The 21,148-nt window shown below is 34.0% G+C and carries 22 protein-coding genes; 17 read left to right on the top strand and 5 right to left on the bottom strand.

Going from position 1 to position 21,148, the window contains the following annotated elements; genetic code table 11:
- Positions 1 to 18 precede the first annotated feature (18 nt).
- The 3 genes from NSS97_RS15705 (at position 19) to NSS97_RS15695 (ending at position 2,104) form a co-directional block, all read left to right on the top strand.
- A complete protein-coding gene (locus NSS97_RS15705; protein ID WP_341113279.1) occupies positions 19 to 561 on the top strand; it encodes a GrpB family protein in 543 nt (180 codons plus the stop codon).
- 274 nt (positions 562 to 835) lie between these two features.
- Positions 836 to 1,660, top strand: a complete 825-nt coding sequence (locus NSS97_RS15700) for a DUF2785 domain-containing protein (RefSeq protein ID WP_044443179.1) — start codon at positions 836 to 838, stop codon at positions 1,658 to 1,660.
- 129 nt (positions 1,661 to 1,789) lie between these two features.
- On the top strand, positions 1,790 to 2,104 hold the full coding sequence (locus tag NSS97_RS15695; protein ID WP_193664984.1) for a DUF3892 domain-containing protein: 315 nt from the start codon (positions 1,790 to 1,792) through the stop codon (positions 2,102 to 2,104).
- Positions 2,105 to 2,190: 86 nt separating this feature from the next.
- On the opposite strand, the gene NSS97_RS15690 is transcribed toward NSS97_RS15695, so the two are convergent.
- Positions 2,191 to 2,631: a YaiI/YqxD family protein gene (locus NSS97_RS15690; RefSeq protein WP_341113272.1), complete on the bottom strand. Its 441-nt coding sequence runs from the start codon at positions 2,629 to 2,631 to the stop codon at positions 2,191 to 2,193.
- Between the two features lie 80 nt (positions 2,632 to 2,711).
- Positions 2,712 to 4,154, bottom strand: a complete 1,443-nt coding sequence (gene pdxR / locus NSS97_RS15685; protein ID WP_341113270.1) for a MocR-like pyridoxine biosynthesis transcription factor PdxR — start codon at positions 4,152 to 4,154, stop codon at positions 2,712 to 2,714.
- Positions 4,155 to 4,278: 124 nt separating this feature from the next.
- On the opposite strand from pdxR, the gene NSS97_RS15680 reads away from it, so the two are divergent.
- Positions 4,279 to 5,190: a DMT family transporter gene (locus tag NSS97_RS15680; protein WP_002084776.1), complete on the top strand. Its 912-nt coding sequence runs from the start codon at positions 4,279 to 4,281 to the stop codon at positions 5,188 to 5,190.
- 33 nt (positions 5,191 to 5,223) lie between these two features.
- Here the strand turns inward: NSS97_RS15680 and NSS97_RS15675 are convergent, their stop codons facing one another.
- Positions 5,224 to 5,523 (bottom strand): hypothetical protein, encoded by a 300-nt coding sequence (locus NSS97_RS15675; protein ID WP_341113268.1) that lies wholly within the window; start codon positions 5,521 to 5,523, stop codon positions 5,224 to 5,226.
- Positions 5,524 to 5,619: 96 nt separating this feature from the next.
- Between NSS97_RS15675 and NSS97_RS15670 the strand changes: the two genes are divergently transcribed.
- The 4 genes from NSS97_RS15670 to NSS97_RS15655 are packed head-to-tail and all read left to right on the top strand — an operon-like array spanning position 5,620 to position 8,427.
- A complete protein-coding gene (locus NSS97_RS15670; RefSeq protein ID WP_341113267.1) occupies positions 5,620 to 6,021 on the top strand; it encodes a DUF3980 domain-containing protein in 402 nt (133 codons plus the stop codon).
- A 17-nt stretch (positions 6,022 to 6,038) separates the two neighbouring features.
- Complete coding sequence (locus NSS97_RS15665) at positions 6,039 to 6,509, top strand: GNAT family N-acetyltransferase (protein WP_002066078.1); 471 nt, start codon at positions 6,039 to 6,041, stop codon at positions 6,507 to 6,509.
- Between the two features lie 47 nt (positions 6,510 to 6,556).
- Positions 6,557 to 7,447: an AraC family transcriptional regulator gene (locus NSS97_RS15660; protein ID WP_341113264.1), complete on the top strand. Its 891-nt coding sequence runs from the start codon at positions 6,557 to 6,559 to the stop codon at positions 7,445 to 7,447.
- Between the two features lie 23 nt (positions 7,448 to 7,470).
- On the top strand, positions 7,471 to 8,427 hold the full coding sequence (locus NSS97_RS15655; RefSeq protein WP_341113262.1) for a serine hydrolase domain-containing protein: 957 nt from the start codon (positions 7,471 to 7,473) through the stop codon (positions 8,425 to 8,427).
- Between the two features lie 180 nt (positions 8,428 to 8,607).
- Here the strand turns inward: NSS97_RS15655 and NSS97_RS15650 are convergent, their stop codons facing one another.
- Entirely contained in the window at positions 8,608 to 9,363 is a 756-nt protein-coding gene (locus tag NSS97_RS15650; protein WP_044443197.1) for a CPBP family intramembrane glutamic endopeptidase, read from the bottom strand.
- A 212-nt stretch (positions 9,364 to 9,575) separates the two neighbouring features.
- On the opposite strand from NSS97_RS15650, the gene NSS97_RS15645 reads away from it, so the two are divergent.
- Positions 9,576 to 9,875: a hypothetical protein gene (locus tag NSS97_RS15645; protein WP_000361375.1), complete on the top strand. Its 300-nt coding sequence runs from the start codon at positions 9,576 to 9,578 to the stop codon at positions 9,873 to 9,875.
- Positions 9,876 to 10,168: 293 nt separating this feature from the next.
- Entirely contained in the window at positions 10,169 to 11,221 is a 1,053-nt protein-coding gene (locus tag NSS97_RS15640) for an SDR family oxidoreductase (RefSeq protein WP_341113258.1), read from the top strand.
- A 134-nt stretch (positions 11,222 to 11,355) separates the two neighbouring features.
- Here the strand turns inward: NSS97_RS15640 and NSS97_RS15635 are convergent, their stop codons facing one another.
- A complete protein-coding gene (locus tag NSS97_RS15635) occupies positions 11,356 to 12,744 on the bottom strand; it encodes an erythromycin esterase family protein (RefSeq protein ID WP_341113256.1) in 1,389 nt (462 codons plus the stop codon).
- A 387-nt stretch (positions 12,745 to 13,131) separates the two neighbouring features.
- Here NSS97_RS15635 and NSS97_RS15630 point away from each other — a divergent pair, with 387 nt between their 5' ends.
- The 7 genes from NSS97_RS15630 (at position 13,132) to NSS97_RS15600 (ending at position 21,125) form a co-directional block, all read left to right on the top strand.
- Positions 13,132 to 13,599, top strand: coding sequence for an NUDIX hydrolase (locus NSS97_RS15630; RefSeq protein WP_044438165.1), 468 nt, complete (start codon positions 13,132 to 13,134; stop codon positions 13,597 to 13,599).
- 21 nt (positions 13,600 to 13,620) lie between these two features.
- Complete coding sequence (locus NSS97_RS15625) at positions 13,621 to 14,271, top strand: alpha/beta hydrolase (protein ID WP_341113254.1); 651 nt, start codon at positions 13,621 to 13,623, stop codon at positions 14,269 to 14,271.
- A 278-nt stretch (positions 14,272 to 14,549) separates the two neighbouring features.
- Positions 14,550 to 15,908: an MFS transporter gene (locus NSS97_RS15620; protein WP_341113252.1), complete on the top strand. Its 1,359-nt coding sequence runs from the start codon at positions 14,550 to 14,552 to the stop codon at positions 15,906 to 15,908.
- Positions 15,909 to 16,037: 129 nt separating this feature from the next.
- Complete coding sequence (locus NSS97_RS15615; protein ID WP_341113249.1) at positions 16,038 to 18,242, top strand: helix-turn-helix domain-containing protein; 2,205 nt, start codon at positions 16,038 to 16,040, stop codon at positions 18,240 to 18,242.
- Positions 18,243 to 18,416: 174 nt separating this feature from the next.
- A complete protein-coding gene (locus tag NSS97_RS15610; RefSeq protein ID WP_107886683.1) occupies positions 18,417 to 19,238 on the top strand; it encodes a MerR family transcriptional regulator in 822 nt (273 codons plus the stop codon).
- Positions 19,239 to 19,499: 261 nt separating this feature from the next.
- Positions 19,500 to 19,802 carry a PTS sugar transporter subunit IIB gene (locus NSS97_RS15605; protein ID WP_044438172.1) on the top strand — a complete coding sequence of 101 codons (303 nt, stop codon included), beginning with the start codon at positions 19,500 to 19,502 and terminating at the stop codon, positions 19,800 to 19,802.
- Between the two features lie 105 nt (positions 19,803 to 19,907).
- A complete protein-coding gene (locus tag NSS97_RS15600; RefSeq protein ID WP_052502148.1) occupies positions 19,908 to 21,125 on the top strand; it encodes a prolyl oligopeptidase family serine peptidase in 1,218 nt (405 codons plus the stop codon).
- The last annotated feature ends 23 nt before the right edge of the window (positions 21,126 to 21,148 follow it).

The raw sequence follows: 21,148 nt of genomic DNA, 5'->3' as shown, positions 1-21,148 counted from the left end.
TGAAAGGGGATGCGTCGGGTGGATAAAAAAGATAATCCGAACGATTGGCCTGTATGGGCGAATGAGTCAGTAGAGATAGTTAATGCAAATCCTGATTGGCAAGATAAAGGCCGATGTGAAGAACAGCAACTTTATGAACTGCTTACTCCTCTCGGTATTAGCAAAGTAATACATATAGGCAGTACATCCATACCTGGTTTACCTGCAAAACCTATCATTGATCTAATGGCTGAAACAGACTCATTTGATAGAGTGCTCGATATTTCAGCAAAATTGGCTATATATGATTGGCATTATGTAGGCCCGGAATTAGATGAAAGACCTTGGAGAAGGTTCTTTGTGAAAGTGAAGAATAATAGGCGTGTAGCTCATCTGCATTTGATGGTTAAAGGAACTGAACGATGGGAGCAACAACTTTTATTTCGTAACCGCTTACAAGAAAATCCACAATTAGTTTATGATTATTCAAATCTAAAGCAAGAGTTAGCTAAAAGGTTTAACCAAGATAGAGAAGCATACACAAAAGCTAAAACAGAATTTATTAAACAAGTTCTAAAATGATTTGAATTTTGATTGTAACTACGTTTGAATACAAATGAAAAAATACTTTATTTTATGGCCTAAGCTTACATGAAATGCATGTAAACAAAGTGAGAAGCTTTTGTATTCCAATGTATTTCCTTTTATTTTTCGGGAGAAATTTATATAATTGAATCAAGTTCATAGAAAGATAGGGACTAAAACTATATTAAAAGTCGACTTAATTTTATGAGGGAAATTACAGGGGATAAGGCGAAAATAAGTTAAAAAACGTAAAAAGGGGACAGGAAATATAATGACAGAAGTACTAGAACTAAAAGAAGAATTACAACAAATTCAAAATAATAATTATGCTGTGCCAGAAGATGTAGATGCATATCCATATGCACAGTGGATGCTAGATTATATCGGATCACCTGATGCTGAATTACGTGATGATTTGATTTATAGTACGCTTCACAAATGGATTACAAATGATGTATTTAGACAAAAAGAATTACGAGGATTAATGTTACAAGCAATTAGTCCTGATTATTTATTTTATAAAATTGGTGAAAAGGGAACAGATTCTGTATTTAAACGTGCGTTCTCCGTATTAATTCCGCCGCTTATTTTATCTGTTCATGAAAGAGAACCACTGTTATCTGAAGAACAGCTGTATAGTGTGGCAGAACAAGTTCTGGAATATGTCTATTTAGAAGAAGATGTAAGGGGTTACGTAGAAGGAAAAGGCTGGGCACATTCTACTGCACATGCGGCAGATGCACTAGATGCTTTAGCGCGTACGATACGAAATCGTGAGTTTTCATATGCAATCCTTGCTGCTGTTCGTCAAAAAGTTCGTATGAGTGACTACGTATACATACACTTTGAGGATGAGAGATTAGTAACGCCAATTATGTCGTTACGTAATCAAAATCTTTTAACTGAAGAAGAGTGGAGCAACTGGCTACATAGTATAGCAATTGTTGAAGACATCCGACATCCTCAGCATGCTATTTTAGTACAAAATATTAGAGCTTTCTTAAGAAGTTTATATTTTACAGCTTTAGAGAATGAGGGTGCTACTGCCTTTACAGATGATATATTGGAGACTTTGAAGGATTTGCGTAGGTATTAAAAAAAAGCATTTAAATTAGAATATATGATTCAAAACTTATAATAAATAAAAATACATTTTGTTAAGAGAAAGGTACATAAAACCAACACCTCACAACCATACTAATAAAATGTGTTGGAGGTGAAATTTATGGACAAAAAAGACTTTGAAAAAGTTTATAATGATTACTTACATCAAGGAGAAGAGCAAGCTCAATTTGAAGTAGACAATGAAGTCAATTCAGGAGCAGAACAAATTGTTGCCGTTCGTAAAAATGATGATGGGGATTTAATTGCTTTTAAGACAAGTAGCGGGAGAGAGTTAGATTATATTACTGCTCTTGATGAAGCGAAATCAGGAAAGTTAGCTCATGTGGACGTATTTCATAAGTATGGCAGGGATATTATACGTAGTGAACCTGATGGTATGAAAGAAAATAACTTAGATAATTTACCTTCTTTTTAAACGGGTAAACCTCAAGAAGAGAATGTTCATTTGGATATTCTCTTCTTTTCTTTGCAAAGCTTTCTCTACAAATAGAAGGTTCATTTCTAAAGTGAAATTACACTTTTAAAGAGCTCTCTAAATTTCTCTTTATCTTCTGCTGTAAATGGTTTCGGTCCCTTTGTACGCTTACCGCTTTTTCGAACCATTGCACTTAAATACCGTGTTTGTAACAATTGTTCAATGTTTTCATTCGTATACTTATAGCCTTTATGGTGTAGAACGATACAGCCTTTTGCTAAAGCAAGCGAAGCAAGACCGTAATCTTGCGTTACGATTAAATCTTCTTTTTTTGCTAACTGCATAATCCGGTAATCCGCAGCATCTGCTCCGGAATCAACATAAATTGTTTCCACACCTGTTGGCTGCTTAGCATTAGAATAATGAGAAAAGCTAGTAACGAGGGTAACAGGAATTTCCACATTCGTAGCTTCATAAATAATCACATCTTTTACAGGACAAGCATCTGCATCAACGTAAATCTTCATTTTATCACTCCTATGAATAGGTTCGTGTTGATAATAATGGTAGATTTTGCTTTTGTCAAACGAGAAAGCTTTATCTAATGTTATTTTTCACAAACCAAAATAGCCTCACGCAAACGAGAAATACCTTCCTCGATTTGATCAATATTTACTTTTCCATAAGACAAACGTATATAACCATCTTTCGCGCCGAAAATACTACCCGGCATAAAGGCGATTTCTTGTTTTAAGCTTTGCATAATGAGTTGTTTTTCGTTTATCGGTTCGTTTAATTTTCCCCATATGTATATACCGCCAGTTGGGTTTGAAAAAGAGATTTTATCGTGAAGCTGTTCATTTAAAGCACGGACGATAATGTCTCTTTTTTCTGCAAGTTGTTTTCGTAACGGAACGATATGCGACTGAAATGGTACAGTTTCGAAAAATTGCTGCATAAGCCACTGGGGGAATATGCTCATACCTAATTCCATTTGGTGCCGTGCGTCGGATAACCTCTCGACTACAGACTGCGGGGCGACAAGCCAACCAACTCGTAAACCTGGCGCAATCATTTTTGATAAGGAATGAACATAAATGACAGTTCCGTTTTCATCAATCGATTTTAAAGTAGGGCAAGGTTGTTTATTTTCTAACGCAAGTAAACTAGATGGATCATCTTCAACGATCGCGATTCGTAAGTCTGCGCAAAGTGATAACAGTTTTTTTCTACGGTTTGGATGAAGCATTGTTCCCGTAGGGTTTTGGAAATTTGGATTTAGAAAGATCATTTTAATACGATGCTTTCTATATAACTCTTGCACATCGTCTGGATTAATACCGTGTTCATCGACAGGTAATGGAAAAATACGAATACCTGCCGATTGGAATAACGGTAATGAATAACAGTGTGAAGGGCTTTCGAAAGCGACTGCGTCACCTGGATTTAATAAACATTGTACGATAAGGTGAAGTGCTTGTTGGGCGCCGGATGTAATCATAATCGATTGTTCGGTCGCTTCAACTTTTAAATATTCCTTCATATATTTTACTACCGCTTGTCTTAGCGGGAGATACCCCTGAGGATGATCGTAACTTAATGACTGCGTTAACGGTTGTTCTCGCAAAATTGTTTGTAGTTGATCGTGAGGATAGAGATTACAACCGAGCTCTCCGTTTGCGAAATCTATAATGTTCTCATTTTGTTGTACTTCTGCCCGAATATGGCGAAGTAACGGTAAGTTTGGTAAAAAAGTACCACCTTCTACGAAACCTCTCCAGTTCGGCGTTAATGTTGGAGAAACGCCCCACATATGTGTACTCACACGTGTACCTTTACCAGTCGTACTTTCTACAATTCCCATAGCACGTAGTTCATTATAAGCAGTTGTTACCGTACTTCGGTTTACATTTAACTGCGTAGCTAATTTCCGTTCTGAAGGGAGGAAGCTACCTGGGGGAAGTTCTCCGTATGTAATACGTTTTTCAATAAAGTCAACAACTTGCTGATAAATTGGGATTTTACTGTCGTTATCTAGCTTCCATTCCATACAAACGCCTCCGCAAATCTTATATACATTAAGTATAACAAATTGGCTGGGTAAAAAAACAGCCAATTGGACGGTGTTATATCCAGCCAATTTTACTATGCTAAATAGGGAAGGGGAGATTCGGATGAAACGATGGCAAATGGAATGGCTCCTAGTATCAGTAGCATTAGTATGGGGAGCAAATTATACAATTGGAAAGTATGGCGTGGCATATATGTCATCCATTCAATTTAATAGTTTACGATTTTTAGTAGCATCTCCGGTATTATTACTTATTACATTTTTAATGGAACGCTCACTTCGCATTGAAAGAAAAGATTGGTTACGATTAGTAGCAGTCGGTATCGTTGGAACGACAATGTATCAAACGATGTTTATGCTATCTGTAAAATATACTTCAGTAACGAACGCCTCATTATTAATTGCGATGTCACCTATATTTACAGGGATATTAGCAGTATTGCACAAACAAGAACGTTTTTCGATGAAAGTACAAATTGGTTCAATAGTAGCGTTTATTGGTGCAGCATTCGTTTTATTAACAGGGCATACGGGAGGAGCTACATACGAGTATGCGTGGCTCGGAAATGTAATTGGATTAGTCGCAGCAATTGCGTGGGGATGGTATCCCATTTTAGCGCAACCACTTATCACAAAATACTCCGCAATGAGAGTCACATCATGGTCTACTTTAATTGGAATTGTACCTCTCGTTATATACTGTTTATTCAACGTAAATACATTAACGTGGCCAGTAGATACGCCAAGCTGGGGATCACTAGCATATTCAATCGTCTTTGCGACAATCTTTGGACTTGCAATGTGGTATGTCGGTATTAGTAAAATAGGTTCAACGAAAGTAATGGTTTATATGTATCTAGTACCATTGTTCGCAGTTATCTTTGCAGCTGTAACAATTGGAGAACAAATCAATATGATGCAACTCGTTGGCGGTCTTATAATCTTCATCGGCTTATATGTTGTAAAAAAAGGCGGAATCAAAAAGCCAGCTCTCAATTTGAAAAAAGTAAGTTAGTAGTAAAAATGATCTCTTTCATATAGAAGGAGATCATTTTTTATTTCGTAATAAAAGCGCTTGTTCAACAGCCCATTTTTGATGATCGTGAAGTAAATGTTCTATAGCAAGCGATGGAGACATCCATTGTAAAATATGGTCTTCTTCATGAACTTCAACTTCATGTATCTTTTGTGCAATGTAAAAGAACCCATCGTTTAAATAATATGTATCCTCTTTTTCGATGATAGCTATTTTTGAGCAAGTATTGTTAAAAATAACCGAATAGCAACTAGGCCGTAATACATACTGAACAGTAAGCTCTTTATAACCAAATGTAAGTTTTCCAATCATAAAATACGACCTTTCTCTATAAAATACATAAAAGGAATATTAAGGTAAATGTAGAATTATATAAGTATAATCTTATAGGATTGGAGTGATAACAACATGATAAATCGAAAATGTTCAAGGTGTAAAGAAATAACAGGTACAATACATGGTGGTAAAAAAATAAATGAAGAATTTTTGTGTGAGGATTGTCTTCAAAAAGGAATTGCGAGTGGGGAAATCGAATTATCACAAGTGGAAGAAGAACAAACTTTGTATCTTTCTATAAAAATATTAAAAATAATGAGTGTTATTTATTTAATAGGATCAATTTTAATGGCTTTTTCTGCTGGATCGCTTATACATGATCCAGGATTTGGGGAAGTATCAATTTCAGGATCAGGTGCAGTTGGTGTTATGATAATTGGATCGATATTCCAGTCTGTTCTTGTATTTTCAGGTATTTGGGTATTCATTCTGTTAGTCGAAACGGTTATTAAAATATATGAAAAAATGAAGTGAGTGAGAGGGAGAAATACATGCGAGTAAGAAATATTCAAGGGGAAGATTATGTAAATATTCATTCTGTATTAAATGATTGGTGGGGCGGAAGAGATATGGCTAGTATGTTGCCGAAGTTGTTTTTCGTCCATTTTCAAGAAACGAGTTTTATCATTGAAGAAGATGGAAAAACGTTAGGTTTCTTATGTGGATTTTTTTCACAAACGCATAAAGATGAAGCGTACGTTCATTTTATCGGTGTAAATCCGAAGTTTAGACGAAAAGGAATCGCATCGACGTTATATTCTTATTTCTTCGATGTCGCTCGTGCAAATAACCGTAAAGTTGTAAAAGCGATAACGTCACCAGTTAATAAAAAGTCAATTGAATTTCATCAAGAAATCGGATTTCAAATTGAAGCTGGGGATGATGAAATAGAAGGTGTATCCGTACATACAAATTATGATGGGAACGGCGGGAGTAGAGTTTTATTTTTAAAAAATGTGTAAAGTAGGCTGACGTAAAGTTAGCCTTTTTGTTGTGAGGAGGGATAAATATGGAGAGTTCTCAAAGTAGAAACGAGTATTTACGACGTGTTTATAAAGTGCAAGACTATATAGAATTACATATAAATGATTCACTTTCAATTGAAGATTTAGCTAATGTGGCAGGATTTTCAAAATTTCATTTTCATAGAATTTTTAAAGGGATGATGGATGAGCCGTTATCTCGGTATGTGAATCGTTTGAAATTAGAGAGGGCAACACACCTTCTTACTTATCATACAGATATGACGATTACAGACATTGCGTATTACTTCGGGTTCACAGATTCAGCAGTTTTCTCCCGGACATTTAAAAGTTATTACGGAGTAAGTCCGTCTCACTATAGAAATCACAATAGCAAGAATTGCAAAGACGTTAGCGAAGATTCTCAATACAATGAGTGTAAGAAGGTTCGAGGAGAGGTCGAAATTGTAGCAGCGGACAAAGTAAACGTCGCATACATAAGACATGTAGGTACATATAAAGATTTAGCTATAGATTTTCCGAAAATGATAGAAAAACTATTTCATTACGCATCGGAGCAAAACTATCATGCGTTCGAGGATACGAAGGTATTAACAATTTACCATGATCATCATGAGTTCACAGAAGACTATCATTTAAGAACAAGTCTATGTATAACGATTCTGGATGAAGTAGTAGAAGGAAATAGCGATATTGGATTGATGACAATACCATCAGGGAAATATGCAGTAGGCCACTTTGAAATATTCCAAGAGGAATATAAAGGAGCATGGGATTTTTTATACGGTGAATGGCTCCCAAATAGCGGATATAAGCCGAGAGATTCATATCCTTTTGAAATGTATAAAAATGACCCAAGGCAGCACCCGGAAAATAAACATATAGTCGATATATATGTACCTATCGAACCTTTTTAATCATAGATTAAGGGGGAAGAACGATGAAAACTGCTGAACAGTTAGATTGGACTATAAAAGAAAACTATAAAAATATAAATGGTGTATTAGTTGTACAAAAAGGTAATGTTACTTTTGAAAATTATTATAATGGTTACGGTCCAGATGATGCATGTCATGTAGCATCGGTCACAAAAACGATAATCTCTGCGTTAATTGGGATATGTATAGATAAAGGATATATCAAAAGTGTTAATCAAAAAGTAATAGAGTTTTTTCCTGAATATAATATTAAGGCATCTGAAGTAACAGTTCGGCATCTACTTACAATGACAGCTCCATATCCTTATATAGACTGGCAGGAACCGTTAGAAGAACTATGTACACAAATGGACTGGGTGAAGTATACGTTAAATAGGGCAGGAAAAGGTGGAGAAATTGGACCTTTTAAATATTCATCGGCAGGCGCACATGTACTATCAGCAATTATTACGAGTGTAACAGGGAAAAGTGCTCGTGAGTTTGCGAACGAATATCTATTCAAGCCTATCGGTATAAGAGAAATTCCAAACTACAATATGAAAGCATTTGGATTCGATGACTTATTCGGAAAAGATGTAAAGGGATGGGTTCATGATCCAAATGGTATTTCGACAGGCGGCTGGGGACTAACGTTAACAGTTAAAGATATGGCTAAGTTTGGACAGATGTATTTGAATGAAGGTATTCATAATGAAAAGGAAATTCTTTCAAAATCGTGGGTACAAAAATCAATAGCGATGAATTCAAATCAATACGGTTACTTATGGTGGTTACGAGAAGAAGATGGGGTCTTTTCATACTGTGCCATGGGTGATGGTGGGAATATGATTTGTTGTATTCCGGAGAAGGAATTGGTGGTGGCGATTGCATCTGAGATTATACCGGAAGCGAAGGATAGATGGAGATTAATCAAAGAGTGTATATTTCCTTATTTAAAAGTTTTACAAAAGTTACAATAAGAGAAATAGTTAAACTTGCTATGTTCTACATAATTGAAATAAGTGCTGTGAGAACGGAGTCGTTCAATTAAAATTAGAAAACTTCAACACCTATACGATTATTGAATAATTGAAAGGTGTTGAAGTACTTAATGAGCTAATTAAGGTACATCAAACTGAAACACTTTTTTTAATTGTTAACTATTTTTTAACTTTTCGATGTATAAGATACATAATGCAGAGCGCAATTGCTAAAAAGATAAATTTAATTAACTCCATTAGGCTGGCATCCCACTTGTTTTGCAATCCATCTGTTAAAAAAAATACATTAAACATACCATGTAAAATTGCGGATGGTAGTACAGAACAACCGTACTCTCTCGTGTACGTCAAAATTATAGATAATATAAATAATAACGATAGATAACTTAATATTCCTACAAACCATAACTCATAGTTTTTATAAAAGAGTGCTACTGGTAAATGCCATAAAGACCAAAGTGAAGCTGTAATTATTGCGGTTTGTATTAATGAATATTTTTTTCGTAAATAGTAATGAAGATTCCCGCGCCAAATAATTTCCTCAAAAAATGCAGACAAAGCTGCAATTGTAAGACCAATGAGTAGGAGAAATCCCAATTCATTGCAGTGATTAAATAAGAACTTTATATTATAAATATAAAAATAGAAATGGAGACATAGACCTAGAAGTAGTGGGAATAAAATGGAGAAAATTAGTGATTTTAATGTTGGACGTGAAATGCCAAATGTATGGAAAATTTCTTGTTTCTTATATGCTTTTTGATATAAAATAACGGCTAACAACGGAACAACCATCGTGAAACCCAAATAACTACGACCATTTTCTATGTTTAGCAAAAAGATATAAAATAACGATGTGAGAGAATAAATGTAAAATGTTGAATGATAAACTATGTTTTTATTAATATTTATCACCTACCTAAGTACGTATAATTTGTTAATCAAATATTGGATATTTTAATTATATATGAAATGGAAATAGACAGAATGAATATTTTCATATTGTTGATTCTAGTAATAGAGAAGGGGATTAAATTATATCCCTTTTTTTGCTAGTATAGTAAGAGATAGTAAGAGATAGTAAGAGATAGTAAGAGATAGAAAGAGATAGAAAGAGATTTCACTAGATGGATAAAAGACGTTGTTTGAAAGGTGAGGGTATGATGACAAAGTCTAATGTTGTAGAAATCATTTCAGCTTTAGTAGCTATTATCGGTGTGTATGTACTAATAAATGCACCAGAAATGGGGAGTAAGGCAACAAGTGAATCTGTTGCAGAGCAGGGCGGTCATATGGATACAAGTACGTATTTAGCTTTATTACAAGGATACGGAAATTCTTATACAATTCTAGGCGCGACTTGTTTATTTATGGGGTTGCTCAGTTTAATTTCTATAATTTCAATTCAAGTATATAAAAGTAAATAGAGGTTGAAAAAACAATGCTCCTGCCAAATTGACAGGAGCATTGCTCGTATAAATAAGTATTTTCGTAGATGTGTACTTATCACTATGACTTAGTTGAAATATTTTTCAACCCCTCTTTATCGTCTTCATTACTGTCGAATTCGATAAAAAGTTATGTCACAAGTTGCAAATTTGGATGACGTTATATTAACTATAGAAAAAAATGAAAAATACCCGTAACTTTTTACAAGGGAAAATCGTTAAACAAAAGAAAAGGTTTTTAATCATGCGCTTGATTGAATGGGGGAAAAAGAATGAAGATTCTAATACTGGGCGGTACACGTTTTTTAGGAAGGGCTTTCGTAGAAGAGGCTTTGAATAGAGGGCATGAAGTTACATTATTTAATCGCGGAACGAATAAAGAAGTTTTTCCTGAAGTAGAGCAGCTAATCGGTGATAGAAATGATGATGTTTCAAGTTTAGAAAATCGAAAATGGGATATGGTCATAGATACATGTGGATTTTCTCCTCATCACATTAGGAATGTAGGAGAATTACTTAAAGATAATATAAAGCACTATACATTCATCTCAAGCCTTTCCGTATATAAAGATTGGATCCCGCATCACATAAAAGAAGATTATAAATTACTACCTGAACCACCAAGTGATAAGGTAAAAGCTGTAGAGGATGGTGAAATATCTCCTTATGAGTATTACGGTGCGCTTAAAGTATTATGTGAAAAAGAAGCAGAGAATTATTGGCCGGGTCGTGTTTTACACGTAAGAGCAGGACTTCTTTCGGGAATGTTTGATTATACAGATCGACTTCCATATTGGGTTCAGCGTGTAGAAAAGGGAGGAAAAGTGTTAGTTCCAGGAAGGAAAGACCGTCCAGTGCAGTTCGTTGATATAAAAGACGTCGCAAGCTTTGGACTAAACATGGCAGAAAACAATAAAGTAGGTACATTTAATGTAACGGGTCCGAAAGATGAGCTGACGATGGAAGAGCTATTAAATATGAGTAAAAAGGTTACGAATAGCGACGCTGAATTCGTTTGGGTAGATGAATCATTTATGAAGGAACATAAAGTGCAGCCGTGGACTGAAATGCCGTTATGGCTTCCTGAAACTTTTGCATTAGAAGGTGAAACGAAGCCGTGGAAAGGTGGATTTTCTATTAGTATCGATAGTGCTGTTAAAGAAGGGCTTACTTTTAGATTGTTAGAAGATACTGTTATAGATGTGTATGCGTGGATGAAGAGTATGGACGAATGGGAATTAAAAGCAGGTATTTCAGTTGAGAGGGAAAGAGTATTAATAGAGAAGTGGTATAAAGAAGGGCAAACAAGGGTACTTTTAGAATGACTTGATTTTAAAAGATGGTATAATTTATTGTATATATCATTATTCTAGAAGATATTCTATAAATTTCTAAACTATAGTAATTATTATGAATATAAAAGAGCACACTTATTCATAGCGAAAGTGTGCTCTTTTCCTTACTTATATTGTGATGGTGAAATGCGGTCTAGCCATAGTATGCCATCGTATTGTTCAATCGGCCTCAAAATTTCTTCGGATTTTTTAACGCCCCAGTGTCTTGCGGTAGTAGGAGTAAACATCCAAGATGTTTCAGGACGATTGTTTTCTCCTTTTAAATTAACAAATATATTAGGATTTTGAGATGTTCGTAATATATTCTCGATACTTTGTTCAGCATGGTCTGTATCTATAGGGACTATTTTATTAAGGTCACTACTATCCCAACTATTTCCGCTATATGCATATACGCCAATTGTGTACATTTGATCTTTTATCCGTTGAGGTAAATAATCAATCATATTGGGCGCTTTAAAATTGTGTTGTTGGTATTTGGTCCAATCGAGTATCATTTTTGAATTTTGTTTTCGGATATGATAGTTATGTCCCCATACAATGATTTTTTTATTTTTGTATTGAATATCACTTAACCAAGCTAAAGATTGTCCCATCTTTTGATCTCGAATATAAAGAGATAGATCTGTAAGTTTAAAGTTTGCTGGATAAATAAAGTTTTTTTCTTTTACAGTAGCATCTTGGAGTGTTTTAATTGTATCAATGTGTATACTGATAGTCTTTTCTAATAGATTTACATCGTATGTATTTGATGGAGCTATCTTATTTAATTCGGCGTTATGTTGTTGAACAAACGTTTTAATTTTTTCATATTTCGCTATTACTTGCTGAACGTCCGCTTTATATTGTTCGTAGGGGTACTTATTATCTATAGATTCAATTTTCTCCTCTATATTGAGTAATTCTTTATGAGCTATTTCTATATCATTAGCAATTTCAGGATTAATTTTTTCTAACCATTCTTTTGCAAACTCAGGGAAATAAGAATACCATCTGAATTGAGCATCAAACCCTGTTAATATAAGAGGTGTTCCTTTTTCTTTTTGATCTTTTATATAATGAAAGAGCTCCAATATTTCTTCAGTATGCCAAACACCGTATAAAGATTTTTTCATAGCCTGCAAAGCAGTTAATTGGTCGAGATTTTGATTTACAGCATTTGCCTCCGCAAATCCTGTTTCAAATGCAATTACATCATATCCCATTTCTTCATGTAAATACTTAATCATACGTACTTTTGATTGGTTTATTTCCTTAGCACCATGTGTACTTTCACCCAGCAGAACAATTCGTTTATCCTTTATTTTTTCTTTTAAAAAGGATAAATCTTCATTTGTCTGTGCGTTTGGTTCGTTTAATTTTTGTGCATTTTCCTTTATCCATTCTTCCCATTTGGGCTGATCTTTCGGTTTCTCTTCAGCAGAAATCACAGATGTAAATGCTGTGAAAGCTAGAAGAGAAGTAACTATTCCTATTTTCCACTTAGTAAACACATATTTCCCCCCCATGAAACAATTTTGTTTTTTAATAGCGGTAGATACATCCAAATATCTACTATTCTTCCACATATTTATATTAATTGGTAATAACAAAAGAAACAATGAAAAAATTGAGAATATTCAAACTGGAATTAGATGATGAAGATTATTATTTTTATAAATTACTACGAGGTAGTTAACAACAAATAATGAATCAATAGTTAGAATAGTGGTTTTTATCTAAAAACATTGAAAGACTTGAGTGGATTTAGTAACCTTAATTTATAAATAATAGATTGTAATTAGGTTAAGTGCATGTGAAAAAAGTTTTTTAGTGTACTTACTTGTAATTACAATTGCTTAATATCATAATCCAAAACTATATAAAGGTGGTACAAAATTGTGGATCTTACATTTAAAGTAGAAGAAACATGTTTTAATTACCGAGTCGGAGCAATTTGTAAATATGATAATAAAATACTTATCCTTCAAGATGAAGGTGAAGAGTATTGGTACGTACCAGGCGGAAGAGTGAAAATGCTAGAAAATAGTGAAGATGCGTTAAAACGAGAGCTTGCAGAAGAACTAGGCGTACCTATTGAAGTGAAGAGATTAATATGGTCAGTAGAAAACTTCTTTACACTTTCTGAGCGAAAGTTTCATGAGATTAGTTTTTATTATGAAGTAGAATTGCATGAATTACCTGCAAATGGGGCGGATCAATATATTCTGAATGAAGAGGGTAGAACATATATGTTTAAGTGGGTGCCGATAGAAGAATTAGATACATATAACTTACAGCCAGCGTTTATAAAAGATAAAGTAAAGGATGTATCAGTTCATACAGAACATATCGTTTTACAAAAGTAAACGTGTTTGGAGGGGGAAACGGTGAAGGGGACTAAAAAAGAGATACATATAGATGATAAAGTCATTCGTTACACACATATCGAAAAAGGTTCTAATACGGTTTGTTTTATGTTTTCAGGTTCCGGTTACAATTATGATAAACCATTATTCTATTATGCAACGATGCTTATGCTTGAAAATAAAATAGATGTAGTTCATATTCATTATTCCTATGATGGACAATTAATGGAAAAACCAATGGAAGAAGTAACGAAAGTAATGATGGATGATATTAACCCTATAATGAATGAAGTGCTAAAAAATGGGCAATACAACGATTCGATGTTTTTAGGGAAATCACTTGGAACAATCCCGATTGCGAATGATTTAATGAAGAGAGAAGAATACTTACAGTCAAAAATGATATTACTTACACCTTTATTGACGTTTGATTCGATTTTTGATTCGATCTTACATAGTCGTCACGACGGGCTTTTAGTAATCGGAGACAAAGATCATCAATACAATGCAAGTCAAATGGAGCGATTAGAGCAATCCAATTTAAAGATTGAGATTGTTAAAAATGCAAACCATTCTTTAAATGTTGGGGAATTTGAAACAGATAATTCAATTACAGCTATAGCAAAAATAATAGAAAAACTTGAAGAAACAATAGAAACAATTAAAGTTTGAATGAATAATAATTATAAAAATACATGAAAAAGAGGTGCTTATTGCACCTCTTTTTTTATGTTCAAATTTTAATTCCTATGAAGCGAAGCCAGCATTAAATAGGAATATTACTTTTCTTTTTCCTATAAAAAGCGGATAACAATTTTTAATAGTAGTTATTACAATTTAAATACGGAAAATTCAGAAAAGTTTTAGAAGCTTAAGAGGAGGTAATTGAAAGCGTTTACTGATATTGAAATACAAGAAAGGGAAAATTCCCATATAAGGAGGATATTAAGATGAAATCGATTAACCCGATGAATGTGATAGACGAGAGTCGTATTCATTCCATGCATATTTGGTTAATATTTTGGTTATTTATCGTAATTGCATTTGATGGATATGATGCTGTTATTTATGGAGCAACAGTACCTTCGCTCATTAAAGAGTGGGGAATATCGGATGTTACAGCAGGGGCAATTGGTAGTTATACAGCTATAGGAACGGCAATTGGTGCTGCTTTCTTTGGTTTATTAGCTGATAAAATAGGTCGTAAAAATATCATACTACTAACTACAATCTTATTTAGTCTATTTACATGTCTATCTGGTTTTGCGAATGGTCCTGTAATGTTTGCGATTTTCCGTGTTATCGCAGGTGTTGGGCTTGGCGGAGTTATGCCGAATGTAATTGCTATAGCAACAGAATTCTCGCCGAAACGAGTTCGAACTGCTATCGTATCTTTTATTTTTTGCGGATATTCAGTTGGAGCAATGGCAGCAGCACTTACAAGTCGTTCCCTTCTTACGCCAGCAGGATGGGAGCCTGTTTTTTGGTTAGCAGGAATTCCGTTATTGTTTATCCCGTTTTTAATGAAAAGTATTCCTGAGTCTGTTGGTTTTCTTTTAATGAAAGGGAAAATAGAAGAAGCTAAAAAAGTAATAGCTAAGGTAAATCCACAATTAAGTAAAGATGTGGCAATTGAATTTACAAAACCATCAACTAAAGAAGCTGGTTCTCCGGTTGTTAAGTTATTTGAGGAAAAGCGCGCCGTAAGTACAATTATGTTTTGGATTTCATGTTTCAGTGCTTTCGTACTCATTTACTCTATGAGTACATGGTTACCAAGGCTTATGATGCAGTCAGGGTACGATCTTAAATCAAGTCTCACATTTACGGCTGTCATGCAAATTGGAGCTATTGTTGGAACACTCATATTCGGTCCGATAGTAGATAAAATCGGATTTAAAAAGGTACTTGTCCCATTATTTTTCTGTGGAGCAATTGCGTTATCACTCATCGGATTTGTAAATAATATGTTTTTAGGGTTTTTGTTAATTTCAGTGATTGGCGCTTCTTCTGTCGGACTACAAAATATGTCAAATGCATTCGTTTCTCAATATTATCCTAGTAATATGCGCTCAACAGCAGTAGGAAGTACAATGGCCTTTGGGCGTCTTGGAGGTGTGGTAGCTCCGACGTTGGTAGGTATTCTTCTTTCCATGCATTTATTGCCTCAATATAATTTTGCGGCAATTGCGACTGCTGCTGTAATCGGTGGTATAGCATTGTTATTTGTTAAGGAAGAACATGGGATTTATTATAAAGAGAAAAAAGAGATTGCTAGTGGAAATAATAATGTAACTACAGCAAAATAGTGAATGATCAATCCCGGGGACACATTTCTTCGGGATTTAAAAATGTTTAGTGAATAATTAGAATATTTACTTTTGTTTTATGTGACGTTTCTTATACAATAGATAAAAAGGTGAAATGGGGGATGGGGCGTGTCTAGTAATAAAAGAGAGAGATTAATGAAAAGAATAGAATATCATTTACGAAATACATCAAGGCAGCTTATTAAAATCGATACGGAAGAAGAGGCGCTTCAGTATTTAACTCATTCTTTTTGCGCAGAATTACATTGTGATTTCGTTGCTGTAATTATTAATGAAGGAGGACAGTTTTTGCCAAAAGCGTGGAGTGGAAATTTAACTTCTTTAGCTTCAGCGTTTCCTCTTCATGCTGATGAATGTTCTTCCAAACTACAATATCAAAGCATAACGGATCAAACGGCAGATGAACCAGAAGTGTGTCTTCTATCTGAAACATTGAAAAGTGCTGGTGCGGAGACTTGGTTTACCGTCCCGTTAAAAGATGATATCCAGCATTTTGGGTTTTGTATTGTCGCCTTTTTAAATCATGTCCCGCTTTTAGATATGGAAATATCATTTGAAGAGTTCGGAAAAGATATAGCAGTGGCAATAGCTGTCGCAAGGCAAAAAGAGTCGCAGTTGAAAAAGATTGAAGGCTTTGGATGGATTAGCAAAAATCTGTCACTAGATGTGCCGTTAGAAAAGCATGTATATGAAGTAACTTCTAAAGCGGGAATGGAAACAAATTCGCATTTTGCATGTGTTTACTTGTATAACGAGACGGAAAATTGTTTTGTCCTACAACCACCATCATATGGAGAAATGAGAAGGCCATACAAAATTATGGTTGAGGATAAATATGTATTAAAAGAACACTTTCCATTTTTTGAAACGATTGGTGGTGAACAGTTTACTGCTCCAATCATTATTGATATGAAACCGATTGGAGTATTACACGTTGAAAAGAAATGTGAAGGGGTTTTTACGGAGGCAGATTCAAAATCACTTGAAATGATTGCAAATCATTTGGCCACTATACTAGATAATGCAAGATTATATAATGGCGAGAAAGAACATAAGCAACGTCTTCATTTTCTATTAGATTATCAGCAAGCTTTATTAAAAGAAACGGTCGATGATAATAATTTTGAAGGTATTACAACAATGCTTGGTAGTCTGTTTCAGGATACAGTATTTATTTTTGATAGATTTATGCAACCAATAGCATTTAATGATGAAAAGGATAGTCGCTTAGCAGAACATTTAGCTGAACTAACGAGAGAAGAACGTAAAAAGCAAAGATTTACTGATACTTTCCAAATTAATGATCCGAATAATAGTGATTATTGTTTTTCGTTTTGGATTATTAATGGGGGCGGTAATTTTTTAGGTTATTTAGCAGTACGAAGATCTAGTGGAGGGATGGATGAATTTGATCAATTAACGGTTGATTTAGCCCGAAATATATGCTCCATCCAGTTTATTAAACAAAAGCTAGTTCTAGATACGAAAGAACAGATGAAAGACAGTTTTATTAGTAAATTATTAACTGAAAAAATTGAGGATCGAGATAATATTTTGCAATATGCTAATTTATATCAATGGAATCTTTTCAAAAAACATCGAGTGGCGGTATTATCAATTTCACTCGATGAGAAAGAATTAAAGAAAGGAAACCTACTCGAACAACAAGCGAAAAAGTCACTTATATGGGACTTGATTAAGACGCGTCTTCCAGAACTCGGGACAGGCATTTTAGCAGTATCCCATAATGATGAACAACTTTTAATTGTTCCTATTGAAAATCAGAAAAAAATCGCTGATACATTTTGGGAATCGATGTTTTATAGCATAAAAAAATGGATTGGCTCATCACCTATAGGCTGTCGTGTTTTATTAGGGATTGGCGGTGTTACAAAACAATTGGAAGACTATTATATTAGTTATCAGCAAGCTATACAGACTTTAAATATTTTAGATAGTCGCTTTCGCAAACAGGGGTTTGCGCTATTTGAAGATCTAGGATCGTATGCCATTTTACATCATTTAAACCATCCAACCGCTGTAGATCTTTTTGTAAAGAAACAAATTGGTCCACTGATTGAATATTCAGAAGGGAAGAATATTGATTTATATAATACATTACATGTGTTCTTACAAAACAATGGAAATGTAAAAAGTGCTGCAGAAGAACTTTTTATTCATAGAAGTTCTCTCTTGTACAGGTTAGAAAAAATTGAATCGCTCATTTTAGTTGATTTAAATCATGCGGAAGTGAGGTTTAATTTAATGATGGCATTAAAGCTTTATGATATGCATGGGGAAGTAGTAGGATAATAGAAGTTTATATTTTCAGTGATGTGCTATTTTGATAAAAGGAGGTTTCACTTTTATCCGAAATCTCTTTTATCCCACTGATTAAAGTTGCACTTTATTTTTATATAATTGTTTTTCAAAACTTGTTACACTATATAGGTATTTAAAGGAATTATAGAGTTGAAGGTGATATACATGAAGAAATATAAAATAGGAGAAGTAGGAAAGGAATTTGGAGTTTCAATAGATGCTTTAAGGTTTTATGAAAAGAAAGGGTTCCTAAAACCACAAAAGGACAAAGATAATGGTTTTAGATTTTATACATATGAGGATTTTGGAGTATTTTTAGCAATTAGAAGTTTTAGACAAATGGGTTTTCATGTTAAGGAAATTGGATCGGTTTTTAACGGTTTAGAATATGATGACATAATGAAAAAATGTAATGATAAAATAGCTGAAAAAAATGAAGCGATAAAACAGTTAGAGTTAGAAACAAAGCAAATAAATGAATTTATGAACTTATTACAAGAATATAAACAAGAAGATAAGCGATGGGTTATAAAACAAGCTGAGACTTACTATTTTCTCAAACATGTTCATTTAAATGAAGGAACATTATATGCAAATCCCTTATTAAAAAAGTGGTTGAATTTCTTGCCAACAGTTTCTCCAGCATTATGTATTCCACTTGAAGAATATAGAGTGAAAAATATAGATAACAGTTATTGGGTAATGGCTATCTCTGAATCAAAGATGAAAGAATGTCAATTACCTATGGATGATTCGGTTATTCAAATACATATGGGAGAGTGCTTGAATTATTTATATGAAAAAGACGTGGATGAACCGTTATCATCGTTAATATTAGATGAACCATTCGATATTATGCTGGAACAGGGATACGCTCTTAACGGAGATGTTTTATGTCGATACGTTTGTGAAACAAAGAGTCAAGACAAAACAGTTGAACATTATATTATTATGATTCCTATTATGAAATCAAATAATGCAAGGTGACCTCGTAAATGTGAAGTAGAGAAGGAAATGAAAAAGGTGCATGTAATTGTTAGACACAGTCTACAATTACATGCACCTTTTTTTGGGAACAAAAGAATTTTCACGCGGTGTCCAGTTAAGTTTATACAAAATAAATGAATTAATTAAATTAAGCTATTGACCCTAGTCTTAGACCATAGTTTATATTGAACCTATAAAGAAAGCGCTTGCAGAAATGAAGAGTATGCAAAGCACTTAAAATAAATATTGGAGGTTTTTAATATGAGAAATATCGTACTTTTATGTAATGCAGGTATGTCTACAAGTATGTTAATGAATAAAATGAAAGGGTTTGCAGAAACGGCAGGTTATAACTGTGAAATTAATGCTTATGCATTAACGGAAGCACAAAATGTTGGCCCAGCAGCTGATGTGATTTTATTAGGACCACAAGTTCGATATGCATTAAATAATGTGAAAAAACAATTGCCAGAAAAGCATATTGAAGTAATTGATATGGCAGCTTACGGCATGTTAGATGGAAAAAAAGTAATTGAACGAGTGAAAACCATTTTAGGTGATTAAAAGTTTCTGCATTTGGAACGATTAACGAGCTTATGAGTTATGAAAAGTACATATTTTGAGGGAGGTCATCGTCTGAAAAAGATAAGGGAATTTCCAATTTTATGTATGGTAATAGGGAGTCTAGCAGGTGGTTTGGTACTTTCAGGATGTTCATCAGAAAGCAAAGGTAAGGCTTTAAAAGACTCAGATATAACACTTATAACGAATGTTCTTCCGTATGGGGAAGTAGGAGCTACCGTCGTTTGTGACTTTGGAGATACAATAGATAGCTCAAAATTAACAAAAGATAGTTTCAAAGTTGAGGTGGAAGTGAATGGGAAACCTCAAAATAGAAACATAACTAAAGTGTATACAAATAATAAAGCTGAGGTATCAGAAGCTTCAAAAGACGGACAATACGTTGTAATCGAATTAGATGAAAACGATAAACATGCATCTACCTCAACATTTGATGAAGAAAAATTTTTAAGCACAAGAGATAATTTAGATTATAAGTTAACTCTTACGAAGGAAATTAAAACAAAAGAAGGTGCGAATTTTAAAGCATCCGAACAGAAAAATAAAATTTCAAATGTAGTTACTCCTGTTGTAGATGATTTTAAAAAAGGGTTATATCAAGATGCTTCTGGAAGCAAAATGCAATATAGACTTTTTGAGCCTAAAAAAGAGCCTAACAAAAAATATCCACTAGTCTTATTTTTACATGGGTCAGGTGAACGAGGCAATGACAACTATATGCAAGTCGTAGGAAATGAGGGTGCTGTAGCGTGGGCTAATCCAGAACAGCAAAAGAAAAACCCTGCATATGTGTTAGCTCCTCAGGTTGAAGCAGCTGAAACACTTACAGCATATTGGACCGAGGAACCTAACTATACTACTATGTTTAATTTACTAAAAGAAACCATCGATAAATATGATATTGATAAAAATCGCATATATGTTGTTGGTATGTCTAATGGTGGAATTGGGACTTGGAATGTTATTAAGAAGAACCCGGATCTTTTCGCAGCTGCTGTTCCGATTTGTGGAATAGGAGATTTGCCGGGAAATAAGCTTGTTGGTGAATATGAACCAATGCAAGATACTTCAGTATTCAAGGATATTAAAGATATGCCAATTTGGGTCTTCCATGCAGAAGATGATCCGCTAGTAGATGTGAGATATAGCAGAGATGCTGTACAAGCTATTAAAGAACTAGGTGGTTCTTTGGTCAAATATACAGAATATCCAACTGGAATCGTTAAACCAATGGGACACTTCTCTTGGGTACCAGCTTTGCAGGATAAAGAGATGATAAATTGGGTGTTTAATCAGTCAAAATAATTTTTAAAATATCTTCATTATAA

Origin of the sequence: Bacillus sp. FSL R12-0074, from assembly GCF_038005725.1 — a bacterium.
Taxonomy (GTDB): domain Bacteria; phylum Bacillota; class Bacilli; order Bacillales; family Bacillaceae_G; genus Bacillus_A; species Bacillus_A mycoides.
This window is presented reverse-complemented; position numbering and strand designations above follow the sequence as displayed.